This is a genomic window from Teichococcus globiformis, assembly GCF_042646265.1.
GTDB lineage: Bacteria > Pseudomonadota > Alphaproteobacteria > Acetobacterales > Acetobacteraceae > Pseudoroseomonas > Pseudoroseomonas globiformis.
The window spans coordinates 178240-195290 of record NZ_JBHRTN010000004.1; the positions used below are offsets into that span (position 1 = coordinate 178240).

Here is a 17051-nt window from a genome sequence, read left to right on the forward strand (position 1 = left end):
CGCCGATGCCCCTTTCCGCCAGCGCCCCTCGTCGTCCCGTGCACCGCCGCGTCATCGAGATGCAGGGATACCAGCGCGAGGACGGGCTGTTCGACATCGAGGGCCATCTGCGGGACACCAAGAGCGAAGCGATCGACACGCTGGACCGCCATTTGGAGCCGGGGGATGTGCTGCATGGCATGTGGATCCGGCTGACGGTGGATGCCGAGCTGCTGATCCATCACTGCGAGGCGGCAAGCGATCAGACGCCCTACAGCATCTGCCCGGCGGCGGCAGCCAATTTCGGCCGGCTTGCCGGGCTCAGGATCGGTGCCGGCTTCAACCGCGCGGTGCATGAGCGTGTCGGCGGCGTGGTAGGCTGCACGCATCTGCGCGAAATGCTGGCACAGCTCGCCACCGTGGCCTTCCAGACCACCTATGACTCGCGCCGTGAGAAGCGGGAAGCGGAAGCCGCCGCGGCGGCGACGGAGAACCGCCCGGTGCCGCGGCCGGCGCTGCTCAACACCTGCCTTGCCTACGCCGAGGACAGCCCCGTTGTCGCGCGACGCTGGCCGTACCTTGAGCCGGCTACTGATCGCGGCTGAAGAAGGCTCCCAGGAAGCGGCGCAGGGACGAAGGCGGCGGACCCGCATCGGCCTCGACCAGCGCCACCGAAGGCGGGCCGAGCCTCCGTGCGATCGCCTGCACCTTGGCATGCTGCGGCAGCGCGGCCGCTGCTTCCGCCGCGACGCGCCTCGCTTCCTCGATGCGGCCGGTCCGCTCCAGGGCACGGGCCAGGCCGACATGGCCGTCGCCGATCTCCGGCGCGGCCGCCAACGCGTCGCGGAACACCGGCTCGGCTTCGACCGGATCGCCGATAAATAGCAGAAGCTGACCAAGCCAGATAAAGGCAGCGGCGTCCGTGGCGCCGTCGGCGATCGCCTGTCGGGCGATGCCGATCGCTTCTTCCCGCTCGCCGCGCGCGGCCAAGCTGTGGCTGAGGCCGAGCAGGGCCTGGCGGTCGGCCGGGTCCTTTTCCAGCGTGGCGCGAAACACCGCCTCGCCTTCCTGCACCTGCCCCGCATTGAGCAGCAGATGGCCAAAATGGGCCCGCAGCCCCGCATCGGCCGGCGCTGCCGCGATGCCCTTGCGGCACAGCGCCACCGCCTCGTCCGTGCGGCCCAGTGTGCCCAGCACAAGGCTCAGCCCCTGGTAGATATGGCCCACATCCTGCCGCAACCCGAGTGCGGCCCGTAGCGGCGCCTCGGCTGCGGCGACCTCGGCCATCCCGAGCAGGGCATGGCCAGCATGGGACTGGCTGGTGAAATCGGTCGGAGCCGCCGCGGCCTGGGCCAGGGCGAGATCACGCGCCGCCTCTCCTCGACCCAGAGCGCGCAATTCCTGCACTCGTTGCGGCAAAAGGCGCCCGATATCCTGCTCCAGCACCATGGGGTGCAGGCCGAGGGTCAGGGCATGCCGCCACAGCCGGTTCGCCATGCCCACATGATTGCGGCGGAAGGCGGCGATGCCGGCATGGCGGAACCAGTGCGGGCTGTTGTGCCGGCGCTCGCGCATCATCAGCGTCAATCCCGGCAGGTCTGCCGCCAGCACGCGCTCCATGACACGCCCCAGGAAATCGCCCTCCACCAGCAGCCAGATCGAGGCGTGGTCCATGAAGGGGGTGCGCAGCCAGTGCACTCCCGCCTGCCCCGATAGTCGCGCGGCGTGGTCACGATCCTCGGGCATGTAGGGATCGGCGAGCATGACAGCGAAACCCCCGGACTCACCGGGTCGCACCGCCATGGTGCCGTTCAGTTCCGCCCGGTGGAAGCGGTGGAAGCGGCTGTCCCAGGGCGCTTCGGCCGGCGAGATGGAGCTTTGCGGGCAGACCGCAAAGGAGGCCTCGGCCCCCAGCGTCGCTGCATGCTTCAGCGCGGCATACCCGCCCATGCTGTAGCCATAGGTAACGGCACGTCCCGGTACGGCCTGTCGAACCGCCGAGGCCGCGGCGGCGACCGAGGCGGGAGGGAACCAGTTCTCTCGCTTGGCGACAAAGCCGATCGCGCTCACGCCGAGCTTGCGCGCAACCTCCTGTCCCCAGATCTGCGTGCCCTCGGGACGGAAGGTGAGATCGGAGAACGTGATCAACGTGACGTCGCGCAGAACCTCATCCTCGCCGCGCGAAATCCGCCTTGGCTGGTGCACCACCCGGAGGTGGTCGTCCTCAAAGAGAATGATGCTTTTCATCATTGCCCCGTCATGATGGGTCCGGCCGGCACGTCAGGGCGCGCCAGCGGCCTCGCGCCCGGCTTCCTCGGGCGTCAGCAGCCGCAGGGACAGGGCGTGCAGGCCGGCGCCGAACTCTGCCTCCAGCGCCGCATGAACGGCGCGCGACCGGGCAACCCGGCTTTGTCCGGCGAAGCCGGAACTCACCACCCGCACCGTGTAGTGCGTTTCGCCGCCAGGCCGCGCCCCGGCATGTCCGGCATGCAGGTGGCTGTCATCGGTGATGTTCAGCTCTTCCGGCGTGAAGGCCGTGAGCAGGAGGGTTCGCATGCGGTCTGCGCGTGTCGACATGGGGGAGGTTTTCCACGCCGGAACTCGCCTGCCAAGCGAAAGCTGCATACAACCTGCGGTAGGCCTGGAGGGGCAGGTGGAATCAAAGCGGCATCTGGCGGCTTGCGGCAGCCCCCTTCCGCGACCATAAAGCTCGAAATGGCCCGCCGCGGCGCCCGTCTCCGTTCTGACACCCCCACAACAGACCGGCCTTGCGACGCACCAGGGTGCGAGGCGCCGGGGGAGTTCCGCGCGCCGCGCGACCGGTCGCGGCTGCGCGACTACTACCATTTCTGCCTGGAGCATGTCCGCGCCTACAATCAGGCGTGGGACTACTACAAGGGCATGAACGCCGACGAGATCGAGCAGAACCTCCGGAGCGACAGTGGCTGGCAGCGGCCAACCTGGCCTCTGGGCCGGCTGGGCAGCGGCAAGATCGATCCCGAGCTGTTCCGCGATCCACTCGGCCTTTTCGGCCAAGCGCCGCCCACCCCGCGTAAAAGTGCCCGCGAAGCGCCGCCCGAGCTGCGTGCCGCGCTCGACATGATGGGTTTGGGCTGGCCGCTGGAAGCCGATGCGCTGCGCGCGCGTTACAAGGAACTGGCGAAGCGGTACCACCCCGACAGCAACGGCGGCGATAAATCCGCCGAAGACAAGCTGAAGGACATCAACCGGGCCTATAGCCTGCTGCGCAAGCGGCTATCGGCCATGCAGGCGGAGGCCGGTGGCAAAGCTGACGGCGCGACCAACGGCAAGCAGGGTGCCAGCCGCGCCGCCTGAGCCAACGGACCGGTTGTGCCGGCCCCGCATCGCAGCCCGGAGGCGCGTCTTTTGCATCCGGACCCCCCTGGACCGGCGCGCCCGCCCGGCCTGTAATGAGTCTGTGAAGCTGAGAGCGAAGAGAGCCCGATGACCAAGGTCGCCACCCTCACCGAAAACCGCAGCACCAGCGCCATCAACCTTCCCGACATCACCGTGAAGGCGCGTGACGTGTTCGGCATCGACAGCGACCTCGAGGTTCCGGCCTTCTCGGTCGCCACCGAGCATGTGCCGGAGGTCGATCCGACCTACAAGTTCGACCAGGACACAACGCTGGCGATTCTGGCGGGCTTCGCCTTCAACCGCCGCGTCATGGTTCAGGGCTACCACGGCACCGGCAAATCCACGCATATCGAGCAGGTGGCGGCGCGCCTGAACTGGCCCTGCATCCGCGTCAACCTGGACAGCCACATCTCCCGCATCGACCTCGTCGGCAAGGACGCGATCGTGCTGAAGGAAGGCAAGCAGGTCACCGAGTTCCGCGAGGGCATCCTGCCCTGGGCTCTGCAACACCCCTGCGCCATGGTGTTCGACGAGTACGACGCCGGCCGCCCGGACGTGATGTTCGTGATCCAGCGCGTGCTGGAGGTCGAGGGCAAGCTGACCCTGCTGGACCAGAACCGCGTGATCCGCCCGCACCCTGCCTTCCGCCTGTTCTCCACCGCCAACACGGTCGGCCTCGGCGACACGACCGGCCTCTACCACGGCACGCAGCAGATCAATCAAGGCCAGATGGACCGCTGGAACATCGTGGCCACGCTGAACTACCTGCCGCATGCCCAGGAAAGCTCGATCGTGGCGGCCAAGCTGGGCATCAAGCCCGATGACACCGCCGGCAAGAAGCGCATCGAGGCGATGGTGGCTTTGGCTGACCTGACGCGCGCGGGCTTCATCGCCGGCGACATCTCCACCGTCATGTCGCCCCGCACCGTGATCACCTGGGCCGAGAACGCCAAGATCTTCGGCGATGTGGGCTTTGCCTTCCGCCTGTCCTTCCTCAACAAGTGCGACGAGGCGGAGCGCGGCACTGTGGCCGAATACTATCAGCGCTGCTTCAACGAGGAGATCCCGACCGGCCTTCTGGTCCGCAAGGGCTGATCCCGCCCGGGCGCGGGGGCTGTGTCCCCGCACCCTTTGCCTCTTCACCGGGGGCCATCATCTCTGAGCGGGAGCGCGTGCGTTGAGCGGAAACAAGGACCAGACCCGGCAGGAAGAATTCAAGCGCGCCACGGCCGGCGCGCTGCGCGCCATCGCGCGCAATGCCGAGGTGCAGGTTGCCTACCAGCCCGGGCCGTCCGGCCTCGCCGGCAAGCGCGCCCGCCTGCCCCTTCCCACCCGCTCCCTGCCGCCGGCCGAGATGGCGCGGCTGCGAGGCGCGGCGGATGCCATCGCGCTGCGCCTGCGCCACCATGACGAGGCCGCCCACGCCGCCCGGACACCGCAGCAGCGTGAGGCGCGCGAGGTGTTCGACGCGTTGGAGCAGGCCCGTGTCGAGGTGGTGGGCAGCCAGCACATGCCCGGTGTGCGCGCCAACCTCGACGCCAAGCTGGCCGAGACCTGCGAAGCCGAGGGTTACGACCGCATGACCCGCAAGGACCAGCTGCCGCTGCCCGCGGCGCTGTCCCTGCTGGCGCGCGAGCGGCTCTCCGGCGAGCCCGCGCCGGAGGCCGCCACCCGCATCCTGGAACTTTGGCGCGACACACTGGGGGACAAGGCCGATACGGCGCTGGAAGAGATGGCGGCGTCCCGCGAGAACCAGACGGAGTTTGCCCGTGCCGCCCGCAAACTGCTGACCGCTCTCGACCTGGTGGAAGCCGAGGTAGAGGCCGAGGCGGAAGAGGATGAAACGGGTGAGGAAGGTAGCGAATCCTCCTCGCAGCAGGATAATTCCGCCGAGGGCGAGGCGGACAGCCAGGAATCCGACCCGACGCTGGGTGCACAGCCGGAGGCGATGCAGGGAGAGTCCTCCGACGAGGAGGGCGACAGCGAGGAGGAAGAGGAAGGCGTTGCCGCGGAAGGCGAGGACCGTCCCGGCGGACCGCAACAGCGCAAGGACGTCGCCCCCACGGACGACAGTGCGACCTATCGTGCGTTCACCAAGAAGTTCGACGAGGAGGTCGAGGCCGAGGACCTCTGCGATACTGAGGAACTCGCCCGGCTGCGTGGACAACTCGACCAGCAGCTTTCGCACCTGCAGGGCGTCGTGTCCAAGCTTGCGAACAGGCTGCAGCGTCGCCTGCTGGCGCAACAGCAGCGCGCCTGGGAGTTCGACCTGGAGGAAGGCACGCTGGACGCGGCACGGCTTGCCCGCATTGTTGCTAACCCGATGCTTTCCCTGTCCTACAAGCGGGAGCGCGAGGCGGATTTCCGGGACACCGTGGTGTCCCTGCTGATCGACAATTCCGGCTCCATGCGCGGGCGGCCAATCTCGGTGGCGGCCATGTGCTCCGACATCCTGGCACGCACGCTGGAACGTTGCTCGGTCAAGGTGGAGATCCTGGGCTTCACCACCCGGGCCTGGAAGGGTGGGCAGAGCCGAGAGCGCTGGGTGCAGGAAGGCAAGCCGCGCAATCCCGGCCGGCTGAACGACCTGCGCCACGTCGTCTACAAGGGCGCTGACCAGCCCTGGCGCCGCGCGCGCAAGAATCTGGGCCTGATGCTGCGCGAGGGCCTGCTCAAGGAGAACATCGACGGCGAGGCGCTGGAATGGTCCTATCGCCGGCTGCTGCAGCGGCCGGAGCGGCGCCGCATCCTGATGGTGATCTCCGATGGCGCGCCGGTCGATGACAGCACCTTGTCGGTCAACCCGGGCAACTATCTGGAGCGGCACCTGCGCAAGGTGATCCAGGACATCGAAGGCCGCGACTTCGTAGAGTTGATCGCCATCGGCATCGGCCATGATGTGACACGCTACTACCGCCGCGCCGTCACCATCGTCGATGCCGAGGAGTTGGGCGGCACGATGATGAAGAAGCTGGCGGAGCTGTTCGACGAGGATGCCGCCGCCGCCTTCCAGCGCGCGGCCACCGAGCGCGCCTCCATGGTGGTCTGACCGCGAACTTCCGGCCTCCCATGATCGCTTCGCGCCGTCGGGCGCTGGCGCTCGGCCTTGTCGGCTTGGCCGGATTGGGCGCCTGCGCGGCTCTGCGCCAGGGCCCGGTCGCCACGCGCCTGCCTCCCCTGCCGCTGCCGGCCGACTCACCCGTGATGTCGCACGGCGGGCTGGCCTTCAACCGGCACATGATGGGCTTCGGCGGCCTGTCCGGCCTTCATATCGACGATGCGCTCAACTGGACCGCGGTAAGCGACCTCGGTTACTGGGCGCAGGCGCGGCTGGTGCCCGGACCGGATGGCACGCCGGTCGGGCTCGAGGATCTGCGGACAGGCTCGCTGCGGCAGGAATTCCCCTTGCCGATGCCGGCCTCCGTGATGCGCGACGCGGAAGCGCTGGCCCGGCTACCAGAAGGCGGCTGGCTGGTCAGCTTCGAGCGCTGGCACCGCATCTGCCGCTACCCCGAACTCACTGCGCGCTGCGAAAGGGTAACGCCCGCTCCGCCAGGGCTGGATCAGGCGCCACCCAATGCAGGGATCGAAAGCCTCACCGTGCTGCCCGATGGCCGTTGGCTGGCTGTCAGCGAAGGGCTCTGGATGGAGGACAGGCAGCATCTGCGCGCCTGGATCGGCCGTCCCGGCGCATGGGTACCGCTGCGCTACCGCCCCGACCGGAACTTCGTGCCCACCGATGCCGCCGCCCTGCCGGACGGCAGGGTGCTGATGGTGGAGCGGCGCTTCAGCCTGCTCGGTGGCGGCTTCCGGGGGCAGTTGCGGCTTCTGCCGGCAGAGCAGCTCGGCACCGTCGTGGAGGGCGCGGTGCTGGCGCCCCAGACGCTGATCGGGCCCGATAGCCTGCCGGCCGATAACTGGGAAGGTGTTGCCGTGTTCCGCCACCGCGGCGCCCTGTGGCTTGCCCTTCAGGTGGACGACAACGAGATGGCGTTCCAGCAGGGGCAGATCCAGTTCTTCAGCTTCCGCTGAGCTCCAGCATCCGGCTGCGCGGCAGCGTCATCCAGGCGCGGGCTCCGACGCCCCTCAAGGCCTCGATCGTCAGTTCCCCTTCATGCGCCTGCATCAGCTGGCGGGCCACCGCCAGACCCAGCCCCAGGCCGCGCGTGCCGCCCTGCGCCAACGCCGGCCCCAGATCGCCGGCGCCCAGCCCGGCGCCCTCATCCTCCACCAGGATGGCGAAGCTGTCCTCCGCGCGGCAGAGCCGGAGCGCGATGACGTCACCTTCCCGGGTATGACGGACAGCTCGGGTGAGAACCTGAGCGAGGGCACCGCGCAGGGCCCGCTTGTCGCCCCAGAGGCCCAATTGCCGCAATTCCGGCGCCACCGACCATTCGCGCTGGCCCGGCGCCAAGGCCACCGCCACCTGGTCGATAGCTGACTCCAGTAGCGAGGCGAAATCCACCCGCTCCGGCCGCAGCACGCGGGGGCCGGCGCCGCGTGCTGCGACATCCTGCAGGTCGGCGGCCAGGCACAGCAAGGCACGGCCCGACCCTTCCGGCGCGGCCGGTTGCGCCGCCTGCCCCAGCAGCGCCAGACCCATGCCGTGCAGTTCCTGGGCGCAGAGATGCAGATGCCGCGTTTGCGCGGCGACCTCGCTGTCCAGCTCAGCCGCGCGCGCCTCGGCACTCCGGCGCGCGCGCTCCGAACGCCACACCAGGGCGGACATCGCTGCCAGCAGCGGAACAAGGAGGGCCAGGGCGGCCAGGGTCCATGGACCGGGCGAGAAGGCGATCAGAGCGTGCATGCGCCCCATCCTGCGGGACAGGGCTTACCGAAACGTAAAAGCGCCGCGCTCCAGGGGAGCGCAGCGCTTCAAACAGACGTCATCGGCGGAGGCCGCAGCCTCCGGCCAGATCAGGCCGCGGCGCCCTCGGCCTTGCGGATCTGGGCGCGCTGGATGCGACGCTTCAGAGTCAGGGCCTCGGCCGGCAGCTTGCGGTCCGCGGTGCCGAGCAGAAAGGAGTCGAGGCCCCCGTTGTGCTCCACGGTGCGGATGCCGTTGGTGGACAGGCGCAGCTGGATCGAGGTGCCCAGCACGTCGGAGAAGAACGAAGTCTCCTGCAGGTTCGGCAGGAACCGGCGACGGGACTTGTTGTTGGCGTGGCTGACGTTGTTGCCCGTCAGAACGCCCTTGCCAGTGATGCCGCAACGGCGAGCCATGGCGCTAACCCTTCAGATTCGGTAGGGGCCACGGCACGCACCGCACACCCACGTCATGAAAACAGAGCGCGGCGTATGGCCCGCCGAGCGACAGGAGTCAAGGATTCCTCCCGCCGAACGGCCCTGCTGCCGCCGCTTCACCGACGACCTCACATGCCGTCGCGCGTCGGTCCCTGCCGCATTTCAGCCAGTTCGCCCGATTCCACGGAATCCAGGGCGCTGCGCAGAACGTTGGCGATGGCACGATCCTCCATCGAGCGGGCCATGAGCCCCAGCGCGCCGCCGAGCAGCGCCGACGCCACGGAGATCGGGGCGATCTTCTGCTCGATCATGTACTCGATCGCCTTGTCCACGACGGAGCCGGCGTGGCTGAGGTCTTCCGGGGCGACCCCCTGCGGATCCAGTTGCATATGGTGCCCTCCTGAGACTGATCCGTGACATAGGGTCATGAACGACCCAGCAAAACCCCCGCGCCGCGCCTTTCCGCCCGGCTAACCCCGGCCAGGGTCATGTGCCGGGCGCCGGCCAGGCCCTGCCTCGACCCCCGCCTCCACCGCTGCCGCCTGGGCGCGCGCCGCGGCCTCGGCAGCCGCCACGGCCTCGGACTGGCGGCGCCACATCTGCGCGTACAGCCCGTCCTCGGCCATCAGCGCCACATGGCTGCCGCGCTCGGCTACCTGCCCGTCCTGCAGCACCAGGATCTCGTCCGCCTCGACCACGGTGGACAGGCGGTGAGCGATGACCAGCGTGGTTCGGCCACGCGACACATCGCGCAGCGCAGCCTGGATTTCCTGCTCCGTGCGGGTGTCGAGCGCGCTGGTTGCTTCGTCCAGGATCAGCACCCGCGGGTCTTTCAGGATGGTGCGTGCGATGGCCACCCGCTGCTTCTCGCCGCCCGAGAGCTTGAGGCCGCGCTCGCCGACGCGGGTATCGTAACCATCCGGCAGACGCATGACGAAATCATGCACCTGGGCCAGTCGCGCCGCCTGCTCGACCTCCGCCTCCGAAGCACCCGGGCGGCCATAGGCGATGTTGTAGCGGATGGTGTCGTTGAACAGCACCGTGTCCTGCGGAACCACGCCGATGGCCTGACGCAGGCTTTCCTGCGTCACCCGGCCGATATCCTGCCCGTCCAGCACGATCTGGCCCGCCTGTGCATCATAGAACCGGAACAGCAGGCGGGAGATGGTGGATTTGCCAGCGCCTGTCGGCCCAACAATGGCCAGCGTCCGTCCTGCCGGAACGTGAAAGGACACGCCCTTCAGGATCACGCGGTCCGGCCGGTAGCCGAAGCGGACGTCGCGGAACTCCAGCGCGCCTGGTCCCGCGGCAAGCGGCTTCGCGCCCGGCACATCGGCCACTTCCTGCTGTTCCCGCATCAAGGTGAACATGGCCTCCATGTCCACCAAGCCCTGCTTGAGCTCCCGATACACGAAGCCCAGAAAGTTGAGCGGCAGGTAGAGCTGGATCAGGTAGGTGTTCACCAGCACGAAGTCGCCCACCGTCATGCTGCCGCTGGCGACGCCATTCGCGGCCATCAGCATCACCGCGGTGAGGCCGATCGCGATGATGGCCGCCTGCCCCATGTTCAGGTAGTTCAGCGTCACCTCTGAGCGGGTATAGGCCTGCTCGTAGCGCGCCAGCGTGGAATCGTAGCGCCGTTCCTCGTGCTTCTCGTTGCTGAAATATTTGACGGTCTCGTAATTCAGCAGGCTGTCGATGGCCTTGGTGTTGGCTTCCTGGTCCATCTCGTTCATGGCGCGGCGGAACCGCAGGCGCCAGTCGGTAAAAATCAGGGTGAAGGCGATGTAGAGGCCGATGGTGATCAACGTCACCGCGGCGAAGGAAAAGGAAAACATCCCCCATAGGATGCCCGCGACAAACAGGATCTCGAGCAGCGTAGGGATGATGTTGAACAGCATGAAGTCGAGCACGAAGTTGATGCCGCGTGTGCCGCGCTCGATCACCCGGCTCATGCCGCCAGTCTGCCGGTCCAGATGGAAGCGCAGCGAGAGGGCGTGCAGGTGGCGGAACACCTGCAATGCGATGACCCGGCCTGCACGCGCCTGCACCCGCGTGAAAATCGCATCGCGGAGTTCCGCCATCCAGGACGAGGTGACGCGCAGCAGCCCGTAGCCAAGCACCAGGGCGATGGGCACGGTGGCGATAGCCGCTGCGGTGCCGGCCTGCGGCCCCAGCGCGTCCACGGCGCGGGCATAGACGATGGGCACCAGAACATTGGCCGCCTTGGCCAGCACCATCAGCACCAGAGCGATGACGACGCGGGCCCGCAGCGCGGTTTGATCTTTCGGCCATAGATAGGGCGCAAGCGTGCGCAGCGTGCCGAAATGGCCGCGCGATGTTTCGGGATGCAAATCGAGAACTCCGTCCAGTCGGCCGTTACATGGCGACATGCGGCGCGGCTGGAAAGGGCGAGGCCTCCTATCCGCCCGCGCAGAGCTCCAGCAGCCGATCAATCTCGGCCTCGGTGTTGTAGTAGTGCGGCGAGGCGCGGATCACGCTCGACAGGCCGCGGCGCTCGGCGTCGATGCGCGTGCTGGCCGCGTCGGATGCGCCGATGACGACGCCGGCCTGCTGCGCACGGGCCACGAAATCCCGCGCCGGACGCCCCTCCAGCGTGAAGCTGACAATTGCGGAGGGGTGCCGGCCCAGGTCCCGGACCACCGCGCCGGGCACGTGACGCAGCCCGTGGCGCAGGCGGGCAGACAAGGCCTGGCACCGAGCCTCGATTGCCGAAAGGCCAATCTCCAACGCGTAATCCACTGCGGCGCCGAGCCCTGCCCGCGCGGCGTAGTTGTTTTCCCAGGTTTCAAAGCGCCGGGCATCATCGCGCAGCCGGTACTCCCCGCGGGACACCCAGGGCGCGGCGAAGTGGTCGATCACCGGAGGCTCCAGGCGCTCCAGCAGGCCTCGCCGCACGTAGAGAAAGCCGCTGCCGCGCGGTCCGCGCAGGAATTTCCGTCCGGTCGCCGAAAGCATGTCGCAGCCGATGGCCTGTACATCCACCGGCATCTGCCCCACCGCCTGACAGGCATCGAGCAGATAAGGGATACCGTGCAGGCGTGCGATACGGCCAATGGCGGCGGCAGGGTTGGTGAGACCGCCATTGGTCGGCACCCATGTGATGGCGATCAGTTTTACGCGATCATCGATCATGGCATCCAGCGCGGTGACATCCAGTTCGCCGGTGGAGTCGCTCGGCACCACGGCGATCTCGACCCCCGTCCGCTTCGCCGCCTGCAGGAAGGCCACGTAGTTGGCGGCATACTCGGCCTCGGCGGTCAGGATGCGGTCGCCCGGCCGGAACCGCAGGGAATAGAAGGCCATCTGCCAGGCGACGGTGGCGTTCTCCACCAGGGCGATCTCCTCTGGCGCGGCATTCAGCAGCCCCGCCACGGAGGCGTAAACGCCGTCCAGCCGCGCCGCCTCGGCCTCGGCCGCCGCATAGCCGCCTATTTCGGCCTCCAGCTCCAGGTGCCGGACCTGCGCCGCCAGCACAGGCGCCGGCATCAACGCCGCCCCGGCATTGTGGAGGTAGGCCCTGCGGGCGGCGGCGGGCGTTTCGGCCCGGATGCGGTCCATGTCGATCATGCACCAAGCCTTGCCCGAGGCCGGGCCAGGCGGCAAGAACCCGGCATGGATCGTCTGTTCAAGCATATCGCCGCCTGCAACAACATCGCCTCGCCCGCCGGGCTGGTGCCCTTCCGCATCGGAGCCGAGCAGGTGGGATGGTTGGAGCCGGAACTCGCACGCTTCCTGGCGTTTCGCCCGCGCGACTTCCACTTCGATGCCGGAGGCGTGGCCGTTACCGCCCGGCTGCCGGCGCAGAGGGACCGCATCCTGGACGCGGCAGCCCGCGACTTGGCCAAGGCTGGCTTCCTGCGGATCCGGGGCGAACCCTTCGACATTCGCGCCACGCCGAATGGACCTTCCCTCGCCCGGCTCGACCGCGGCGCCATACCTGCCTTCGGCATCGAGGCGCAGGGGGTGCACCTGAACGGGCTGGTGCGGCGCCCGGATGGGCCGCATGTGTGGCTGGGCAAGAGAGCCCTGCACAAGGCTGTGAGCCCCGGCGAGTGGGACAACATGGTGGCAGGGGGCATGCCGGCCGGGCTCGACCCGCTGGCGACACTGATCAAGGAGGCTGGCGAGGAAGCCGGGGTGCCGCCAGAGATGGCCGCCGGAGCCCAACCTGCCGGCCGCATCTCCTACGTCATGAAGCACAAGAACGGGATGCGGCGCGACATCCTGCACATCTTCGATCTGGAGCTGCCGGAAACCTTCACCCCACGCCCGAATGACGACGAGGTGGAACGGTTCGAACTATGGCCGTTGCCCCGCGTCTTCGCGGCGGTGCGCGACACGGATGATTTCAAGTTCAACGTCAACCTGGTGCTGATCGACCTGTTTCTGCGCGAAGGGCTCATTGATCCAGCGAGCGAAGCCGGCCGCCGCCTGCGGCTGGAGCTCGGCGTGTGCGACTGAGAACCAGGCCGCCGCGGACGATCAAACAGGCCCGGCCCGCGCCGCAAGCGCGATCCGGGCAGGCGCCGGAGGGTCAATCCCTGCGCGTTTACCGAAGCGGCTCTGCCGTGACCCCTCCGGTCGGAGCATAGGAAGGCGGCGCCTGGTAAGGTTGCTGCCCGCCATACCCGCCCGAGGCGGGCGCTCCCTGATAGCCGGGCTGTTGCTGGTAGGCTGCCGGCGGCTGCTGCTGCGGTTGCCCGCCGTAGCGCATCAGCGCCGCGCGCAGCGGGTCGGCTCCCGGATTATAGGCGGCCATGTCGATCACGATCTGACGCGCGCCGTAGCCCTGGCCATAATAGGCGCGGTTCCATTCGCTGCGCGCCGACAGCAGCGAGCCGTCCAGGGAGATACCCGCGTAAAGGCCACGGGTCTTGGCGAAGGTGACAATGTCGGCGCCCACGGCCGCCGTGGTGGCGCCCGCAATGCCGCCGCCGATCACCGCCACGGCGATGGACGCGTCGGCGCCGATCTTGAACTGGCTGTCCATCAGGGCGGAAAGGCCCTTATTCGTCAGGATCACCATCATGATCATGGCATCCTGCACGCCGATCTGGAACCCGATGCTGCCGGAGCCGAGACCGTAGAAGGCCGGCGATGACCAGGAGCCCGCGCCATCCCGCGCCACCAGGACGCAGTCGCCGCCCTGCCCGCCGAAGATGAAGCCGGCCCGGAAAACCTGTGGACACACCATCACCGCCCGGGCACGCCGCAGCAGCGACACGGCATCATTGGGCTGCTGCGCGGTGTTGGGCCCGAGCAATTCCTGCACGGCCAGGGTAGAACGATCCACCACCGCCTGCTGCTCGGCCTGAGCCTGGGCCGGACGAGGCGAAAGGAGGGCCAGCAGCGATGCCGCGCCGAGAAGCGCCGCGCCGAAGATGGAATGCCGCATGAGAGTTCTCCGCCAAGTCATTGCTAAAAATGAACTCTCAGGACGAGGCTGGCAAGCTTAACTTGGATCAGGGCTCCTCGTTGATGGAATTCACCCGCCATTCGCCGCCATGGTTCTCCAATCGTGTCAATGACAGGTTGCGGACAGAGAGGCGCAGGGCCTGATGAGGATCGAGCTGCAGAGCATGGGCAACGGCCGCACGGATCGAGCCGCCATGCGCCACCACCACCAGATCTTCGCCCGGATATTGCGCCACCAAATCCTCCAGCGCGGGGCCAACGCGCCGTTCCATGACATCGCGCAGGCTTTCGCCGCCCGGTGGCGTCTCGTCCGCACCATGCGGCCAGAAGGGATGGGGCGGGTCGCGCAGCATGGTGGTGAACTGCTCATGCGTCAGCCCCTGCCATTCGCCGAGGTGCTGCTCCACGAAGCGCGGCTCCATCTCCATGGAACGGGGCGGGTGGCCGGCGGCAAAGATCGCCTCGGCGGTAGCGCGCGTGCGGGACAGCGGCGTATGGAACCACCGCGCTTCCTGCGGGAGGCGATCGGCCAGCCAGCGATAGGTGGCAGCATCCTCGGCCATGGCCACAGCACAAACGGCCACGTCCATGCTGCCGTACATGACGAGCCGGGCGGAAGGTTCCACCAGCGCGTGGCGGATCAGGAAGATTCGGGTCGGGGTCACGCCCGCTGTGTAGCGCCGCTCGGGCAACAAAGGGAATGGCTCCCTTTGTTGCCCCAGGGCGTTAGCGATGGACGGGAACCCGGATCAGCCGATTAGCGAGTCGTAGGCGCCGCTGCGCCCTTCCAGCGAGCCGTAATCAATCCAGTGCTGAGCGAGCTGCGTGTCGCTGACCAGCCCCGCCGCCGCGAGGTCCGGGTTCTGCTCTGCATAGCTGGCCGCGTTGAAGCGGTCGGTCGGGATCCCGGCATCGAAGCCGTACTGGACATAATGGAGGGTGCCCAGCGCATCCGTGTCCCCGCCACGGAACACCTCGGTCAGGCCCGGATCGCCGGCGACATAGAGCGTGCCGTTAAAGTCCAGCTCCCGTCCTTCGTCACGGCCGTGACGGAGATAGTGCAGCGCTGCACCCTCATCCACATTGGCCCCGTAATCGGGGCTGGCGAGAACGTCGGTGTTGGCCGCCAGGTAGCTCATGCCGTCGAACTGGATCGTCAGTCCATCCGCGGCACCATAGGTGGTGAAATGGTCCCAGGCCGCGTCGCGATCGGTGCCGAAGGCATCGGCAAGGCTGTCATAGGTCGCGAGATAGGCATAGGCCAGGAACTCCGGCACATTCGACAGGTCCAGCGTTCCGCTGGCATCGGTGCGCACCGCCTCAACGTCGAGAAGGGTGTTGACGCCTTCAGCGCCACGGATCACCCCTTCATTCTCGTAGCGGAAGAACTCGTATTGCTCGAGCGTGCCGGGCAGCACCACCGTGTCGCGCCCATCGCCACCCTCGATGCGGTTGTTGCCCGGACCAGGGATGATCAGGTCGTCACCGCCCCGCGCCTCGATCCGGTCATTACCGCCAAGACCGTAGATGGTGTCGTTCGCCCATGCATCCGGCGACACCAGGTTGTCGTTGCCGTCCGAACCAATGATCACCGCCATCAGGCTTCTCCCTTGTTGTTGTCAGGGAAGAACCAGCGGGACACCGGTGGGTTTCCTGCACGATGACCAGCGTTACATGTCGAGAAAAACCGTTTCCCCTTCTCCCTGCAGGCGGATGGTCAAACGGTAATGCCGCATTCCCTCCGCCCTGCCGCCATCCTCGGCGACCAGCGTCGCACGGCGCCCAGCCTGTTCGATGCCGCGCAGCACGGCGTCCTCTGCGTGCAGCGCGGCATCCTCCGGAAAGTAGAGGCGGGTATGGAGATGGATGTTGATGCCGCGCGCGAAGATCAGCAGGCTTACATGCGGCGCCTGGAGCGTGCCGTCGCGCCAGGGCACGGCGCCGGGGCGAATTGTTTCGAACACCCATTCGCCTGTCTCGGAGGATGCCGCGGCGCGCCCCCAGCCGAAGAAATCCGGCGCATCGTGCCGGCCATTCGCATCGGCCTGCCAAAGCTCCAGCAACGCATCCTTCACCGGATGCCCGGAACCGTCCAGCACCAGCCCGGTGATGCGGATGCGTTCACCCGGGCCGGTCAGAATATGCGGCTTCTCCTGCGTGCGGATGTCGAGGCCCGCGAAGGCCGGCAGTGTGCCGATGTGCACATACGGTCCGCCGGTTTGCGATGGCGTTTCCTTGAGGCGCTCCACTGGCATGGTCACATCCCCTCCGGACGGTTCTCGAAGAAGCTCTGCCGGCGTCCACGCAGCACGATGTCGAAACGGTAAGCCAGCGCGTCAAAGGGGACGGCGTTGCCCATGTCGAGCTTCGCCACGAGCCGCTCCACCACCGAAGCATCCGGCAGCGTGCCGATGATGGGGCAGAGCGGAATCAGCGGATCGCCCTCGAAGTAGAGCTGCGTCACCAGGCGTTGCATGAAGGCCTGGCCGAAGATGGAGAGGTGGATGTGCGCCGGCCGCCAATCGCTGCCATTGTTGCGCCAGGGATAGGGGCCTGGGCGGATGGTGCGAAAGAAGTAGTGGCCGCCCGCATCCGACATGCAGCGCCCCGCACCGCCGAAGTTCGGATCCAGCGGCGCCAGGTAGCCATCGTTCTTGTGCCGGTAGCGGCCGCCGGCATTGGCCTGCCACACCTCGATCAGCGCATCCGGCACCGGCCGCCCGAACTCGTCGAGGATGCGGCCATGCACAATGATCCGCTCACCCTGCGCATCGCCATCGCGGGCATAGTTGCGTATCAGGTCGTTCTCCAGCGGCGCCAGCATGCGCGCACGGAACACCGGCCCGGCATTCTCGCCCGGCCCTGGCTCGAAGGACACCAGGGCACAGCGCGGGGAGCGCAGCACGCTGGTCTTGTACTGGGGCGTCAGCGCGGGCGGGTGCTGGGTGCGGTCTCGCCGAACGATGTCGCCGGGCGCCGCCGCGAATCCGGGCGAGGTCATGACGTTGCTC

The 17051-nt window shown here is 67.8% G+C and carries 18 protein-coding genes; 6 read left to right on the forward strand and 12 right to left on the reverse strand.

The window, feature by feature from the left end; genetic code table 11:
* Nucleotides 1-5 precede the first annotated feature (5 nt).
* Entirely contained in the window at nt 6-584 is a 579-nt protein-coding gene (locus ACFOD4_RS02640) for a DUF2889 domain-containing protein (protein ID WP_379593327.1), read from the forward strand.
* Here the strand turns inward: ACFOD4_RS02640 and ACFOD4_RS02645 are convergent.
* Together ACFOD4_RS02645 and ACFOD4_RS02650 are read right to left on the reverse strand one after the other, a co-directional pair.
* Nucleotides 568-2226 (reverse strand): tetratricopeptide repeat protein, encoded by a 1659-nt coding sequence (locus tag ACFOD4_RS02645; RefSeq protein WP_379593329.1) that lies wholly within the window; start codon nt 2224-2226, stop codon nt 568-570. The two genes, ACFOD4_RS02640 and ACFOD4_RS02645, sit on opposite strands and share 17 nt — an antisense overlap.
* Before the next feature lie 33 nt (nt 2227-2259).
* Nucleotides 2260-2556, reverse strand: coding sequence for a BolA family protein (locus tag ACFOD4_RS02650; protein ID WP_379593331.1), 297 nt, complete (start codon nt 2554-2556; stop codon nt 2260-2262).
* Between the two features lie 138 nt (nt 2557-2694).
* On the opposite strand from ACFOD4_RS02650, the gene ACFOD4_RS02655 reads away from it, so the two are divergent.
* The 4 genes from ACFOD4_RS02655 to ACFOD4_RS02670 all read left to right on the forward strand — a co-directional run bounded on the left by ACFOD4_RS02655 (nt 2695) and on the right by ACFOD4_RS02670 (nt 7389).
* Nucleotides 2695-3315, forward strand: a complete 621-nt coding sequence (locus ACFOD4_RS02655) for a J domain-containing protein (protein ID WP_379593334.1) — start codon at nt 2695-2697, stop codon at nt 3313-3315.
* Between the two features lie 129 nt (nt 3316-3444).
* A complete protein-coding gene (gene cobS / locus ACFOD4_RS02660; protein WP_379593337.1) occupies nt 3445-4452 on the forward strand; it encodes a cobaltochelatase subunit CobS in 1008 nt (335 codons plus the stop codon).
* Nucleotides 4453-4534: 82 nt separating this feature from the next.
* Nucleotides 4535-6406 carry a cobaltochelatase subunit CobT gene (gene cobT / locus ACFOD4_RS02665; RefSeq protein WP_379593339.1) on the forward strand — a complete coding sequence of 624 codons (1872 nt, stop codon included), beginning with the start codon at nt 4535-4537 and terminating at the stop codon, nt 6404-6406.
* A 20-nt stretch (nt 6407-6426) separates the two neighbouring features.
* Complete coding sequence (locus tag ACFOD4_RS02670; protein ID WP_379593342.1) at nt 6427-7389, forward strand: esterase-like activity of phytase family protein; 963 nt, start codon at nt 6427-6429, stop codon at nt 7387-7389.
* Here ACFOD4_RS02670 and ACFOD4_RS02675 read toward each other — a convergent pair.
* The 5 genes from ACFOD4_RS02675 to ACFOD4_RS02695 form a co-directional block, all read right to left on the reverse strand.
* On the reverse strand, nt 7376-8164 hold the full coding sequence (locus ACFOD4_RS02675; protein ID WP_379593344.1) for an ATP-binding protein: 789 nt from the start codon (nt 8162-8164) through the stop codon (nt 7376-7378). The two genes, ACFOD4_RS02670 and ACFOD4_RS02675, sit on opposite strands and share 14 nt — an antisense overlap.
* A 110-nt stretch (nt 8165-8274) precedes the next feature.
* The gene (rpmB, locus tag ACFOD4_RS02680) at nt 8275-8580 is read right to left on the reverse strand and encodes a 50S ribosomal protein L28 (protein WP_379593346.1); all 306 of its coding nucleotides are present in this window, start codon (nt 8578-8580) and stop codon (nt 8275-8277) included.
* Nucleotides 8581-8729: 149 nt separating this feature from the next.
* Entirely contained in the window at nt 8730-8990 is a 261-nt protein-coding gene (locus ACFOD4_RS02685) for a hypothetical protein (protein ID WP_379593350.1), read from the reverse strand.
* Between the two features lie 81 nt (nt 8991-9071).
* Complete coding sequence (locus ACFOD4_RS02690) at nt 9072-10994, reverse strand: ABCB family ABC transporter ATP-binding protein/permease (RefSeq protein WP_379593352.1); 1923 nt, start codon at nt 10992-10994, stop codon at nt 9072-9074.
* A gap of 28 nt (nt 10995-11022) precedes the next feature.
* Nucleotides 11023-12192, reverse strand: coding sequence for an aminotransferase class V-fold PLP-dependent enzyme (locus ACFOD4_RS02695; protein WP_379593363.1), 1170 nt, complete (start codon nt 12190-12192; stop codon nt 11023-11025).
* Nucleotides 12193-12237: 45 nt separating this feature from the next.
* Between ACFOD4_RS02695 and ACFOD4_RS02700 the strand changes: the two genes are divergently transcribed.
* Nucleotides 12238-13086 carry an NUDIX hydrolase gene (locus ACFOD4_RS02700; RefSeq protein ID WP_379593367.1) on the forward strand — a complete coding sequence of 283 codons (849 nt, stop codon included), beginning with the start codon at nt 12238-12240 and terminating at the stop codon, nt 13084-13086.
* 88 nt (nt 13087-13174) lie between these two features.
* On the opposite strand, the gene ACFOD4_RS02705 is transcribed toward ACFOD4_RS02700, so the two are convergent.
* From ACFOD4_RS02705 to pcaH, 5 genes are all read right to left on the reverse strand, one after another.
* Nucleotides 13175-14020, reverse strand: coding sequence for a lipid-binding SYLF domain-containing protein (locus ACFOD4_RS02705; RefSeq protein WP_379593370.1), 846 nt, complete (start codon nt 14018-14020; stop codon nt 13175-13177).
* Nucleotides 14021-14087: 67 nt separating this feature from the next.
* Nucleotides 14088-14732, reverse strand: coding sequence for a histidine phosphatase family protein (locus ACFOD4_RS02710; protein WP_379593373.1), 645 nt, complete (start codon nt 14730-14732; stop codon nt 14088-14090).
* 57 nt (nt 14733-14789) lie between these two features.
* On the reverse strand, nt 14790-15638 hold the full coding sequence (locus tag ACFOD4_RS02715) for a hypothetical protein (protein WP_379593375.1): 849 nt from the start codon (nt 15636-15638) through the stop codon (nt 14790-14792).
* Between the two features lie 72 nt (nt 15639-15710).
* Nucleotides 15711-16295 (reverse strand): protocatechuate 3,4-dioxygenase subunit alpha, encoded by a 585-nt coding sequence (gene pcaG / locus ACFOD4_RS02720; RefSeq protein ID WP_379593377.1) that lies wholly within the window; start codon nt 16293-16295, stop codon nt 15711-15713.
* Nucleotides 16296-16297: 2 nt separating this feature from the next.
* Nucleotides 16298-17041, reverse strand: a complete 744-nt coding sequence (pcaH, locus tag ACFOD4_RS02725) for a protocatechuate 3,4-dioxygenase subunit beta (RefSeq protein WP_379593380.1) — start codon at nt 17039-17041, stop codon at nt 16298-16300.
* Nucleotides 17042-17051 lie beyond the last annotated feature (10 nt).

What these genes read in the sequence shown, in the direction of transcription:
- ACFOD4_RS02670 (WP_379593342.1), top strand. Translation starts at nt 6,427, where the DNA reads ATGATCGCTTCGCGCCGTCGGGCGCTGGCGCTCGGCCTTGTCGGCTTG.
- rpmB (WP_379593346.1), bottom strand. Translation starts at nt 8,580, where the DNA reads ATGGCTCGCCGTTGCGGCATCACTGGCAAGGGCGTTCTGACGGGCAAC.
- ACFOD4_RS02650 (WP_379593331.1), bottom strand. Translation starts at nt 2,556, where the DNA reads ATGTCGACACGCGCAGACCGCATGCGAACCCTCCTGCTCACGGCCTTC.
- ACFOD4_RS02675 (WP_379593344.1), bottom strand. Translation starts at nt 8,164, where the DNA reads ATGCACGCTCTGATCGCCTTCTCGCCCGGTCCATGGACCCTGGCCGCC.
- ACFOD4_RS02655 (WP_379593334.1), top strand. Translation starts at nt 2,695, where the DNA reads ATGGCCCGCCGCGGCGCCCGTCTCCGTTCTGACACCCCCACAACAGAC.
- ACFOD4_RS02645 (WP_379593329.1), bottom strand. Translation starts at nt 2,226, where the DNA reads ATGAAAAGCATCATTCTCTTTGAGGACGACCACCTCCGGGTGGTGCAC.
- ACFOD4_RS02695 (WP_379593363.1), bottom strand. Translation starts at nt 12,192, where the DNA reads ATGATCGACATGGACCGCATCCGGGCCGAAACGCCCGCCGCCGCCCGC.
- cobS (WP_379593337.1), top strand. Translation starts at nt 3,445, where the DNA reads ATGACCAAGGTCGCCACCCTCACCGAAAACCGCAGCACCAGCGCCATC.
- pcaH (WP_379593380.1), bottom strand. Translation starts at nt 17,041, where the DNA reads ATGACCTCGCCCGGATTCGCGGCGGCGCCCGGCGACATCGTTCGGCGA.
- ACFOD4_RS02715 (WP_379593375.1), bottom strand. Translation starts at nt 15,638, where the DNA reads ATGGCGGTGATCATTGGTTCGGACGGCAACGACAACCTGGTGTCGCCG.
- ACFOD4_RS02700 (WP_379593367.1), top strand. Translation starts at nt 12,238, where the DNA reads ATGGATCGTCTGTTCAAGCATATCGCCGCCTGCAACAACATCGCCTCG.
- ACFOD4_RS02640 (WP_379593327.1), top strand. Translation starts at nt 6, where the DNA reads ATGCCCCTTTCCGCCAGCGCCCCTCGTCGTCCCGTGCACCGCCGCGTC.
- ACFOD4_RS02690 (WP_379593352.1), bottom strand. Translation starts at nt 10,994, where the DNA reads ATGTCGCCATGTAACGGCCGACTGGACGGAGTTCTCGATTTGCATCCC.
- ACFOD4_RS02685 (WP_379593350.1), bottom strand. Translation starts at nt 8,990, where the DNA reads ATGCAACTGGATCCGCAGGGGGTCGCCCCGGAAGACCTCAGCCACGCC.
- pcaG (WP_379593377.1), bottom strand. Translation starts at nt 16,295, where the DNA reads ATGCCAGTGGAGCGCCTCAAGGAAACGCCATCGCAAACCGGCGGACCG.
- ACFOD4_RS02705 (WP_379593370.1), bottom strand. Translation starts at nt 14,020, where the DNA reads ATGCGGCATTCCATCTTCGGCGCGGCGCTTCTCGGCGCGGCATCGCTG.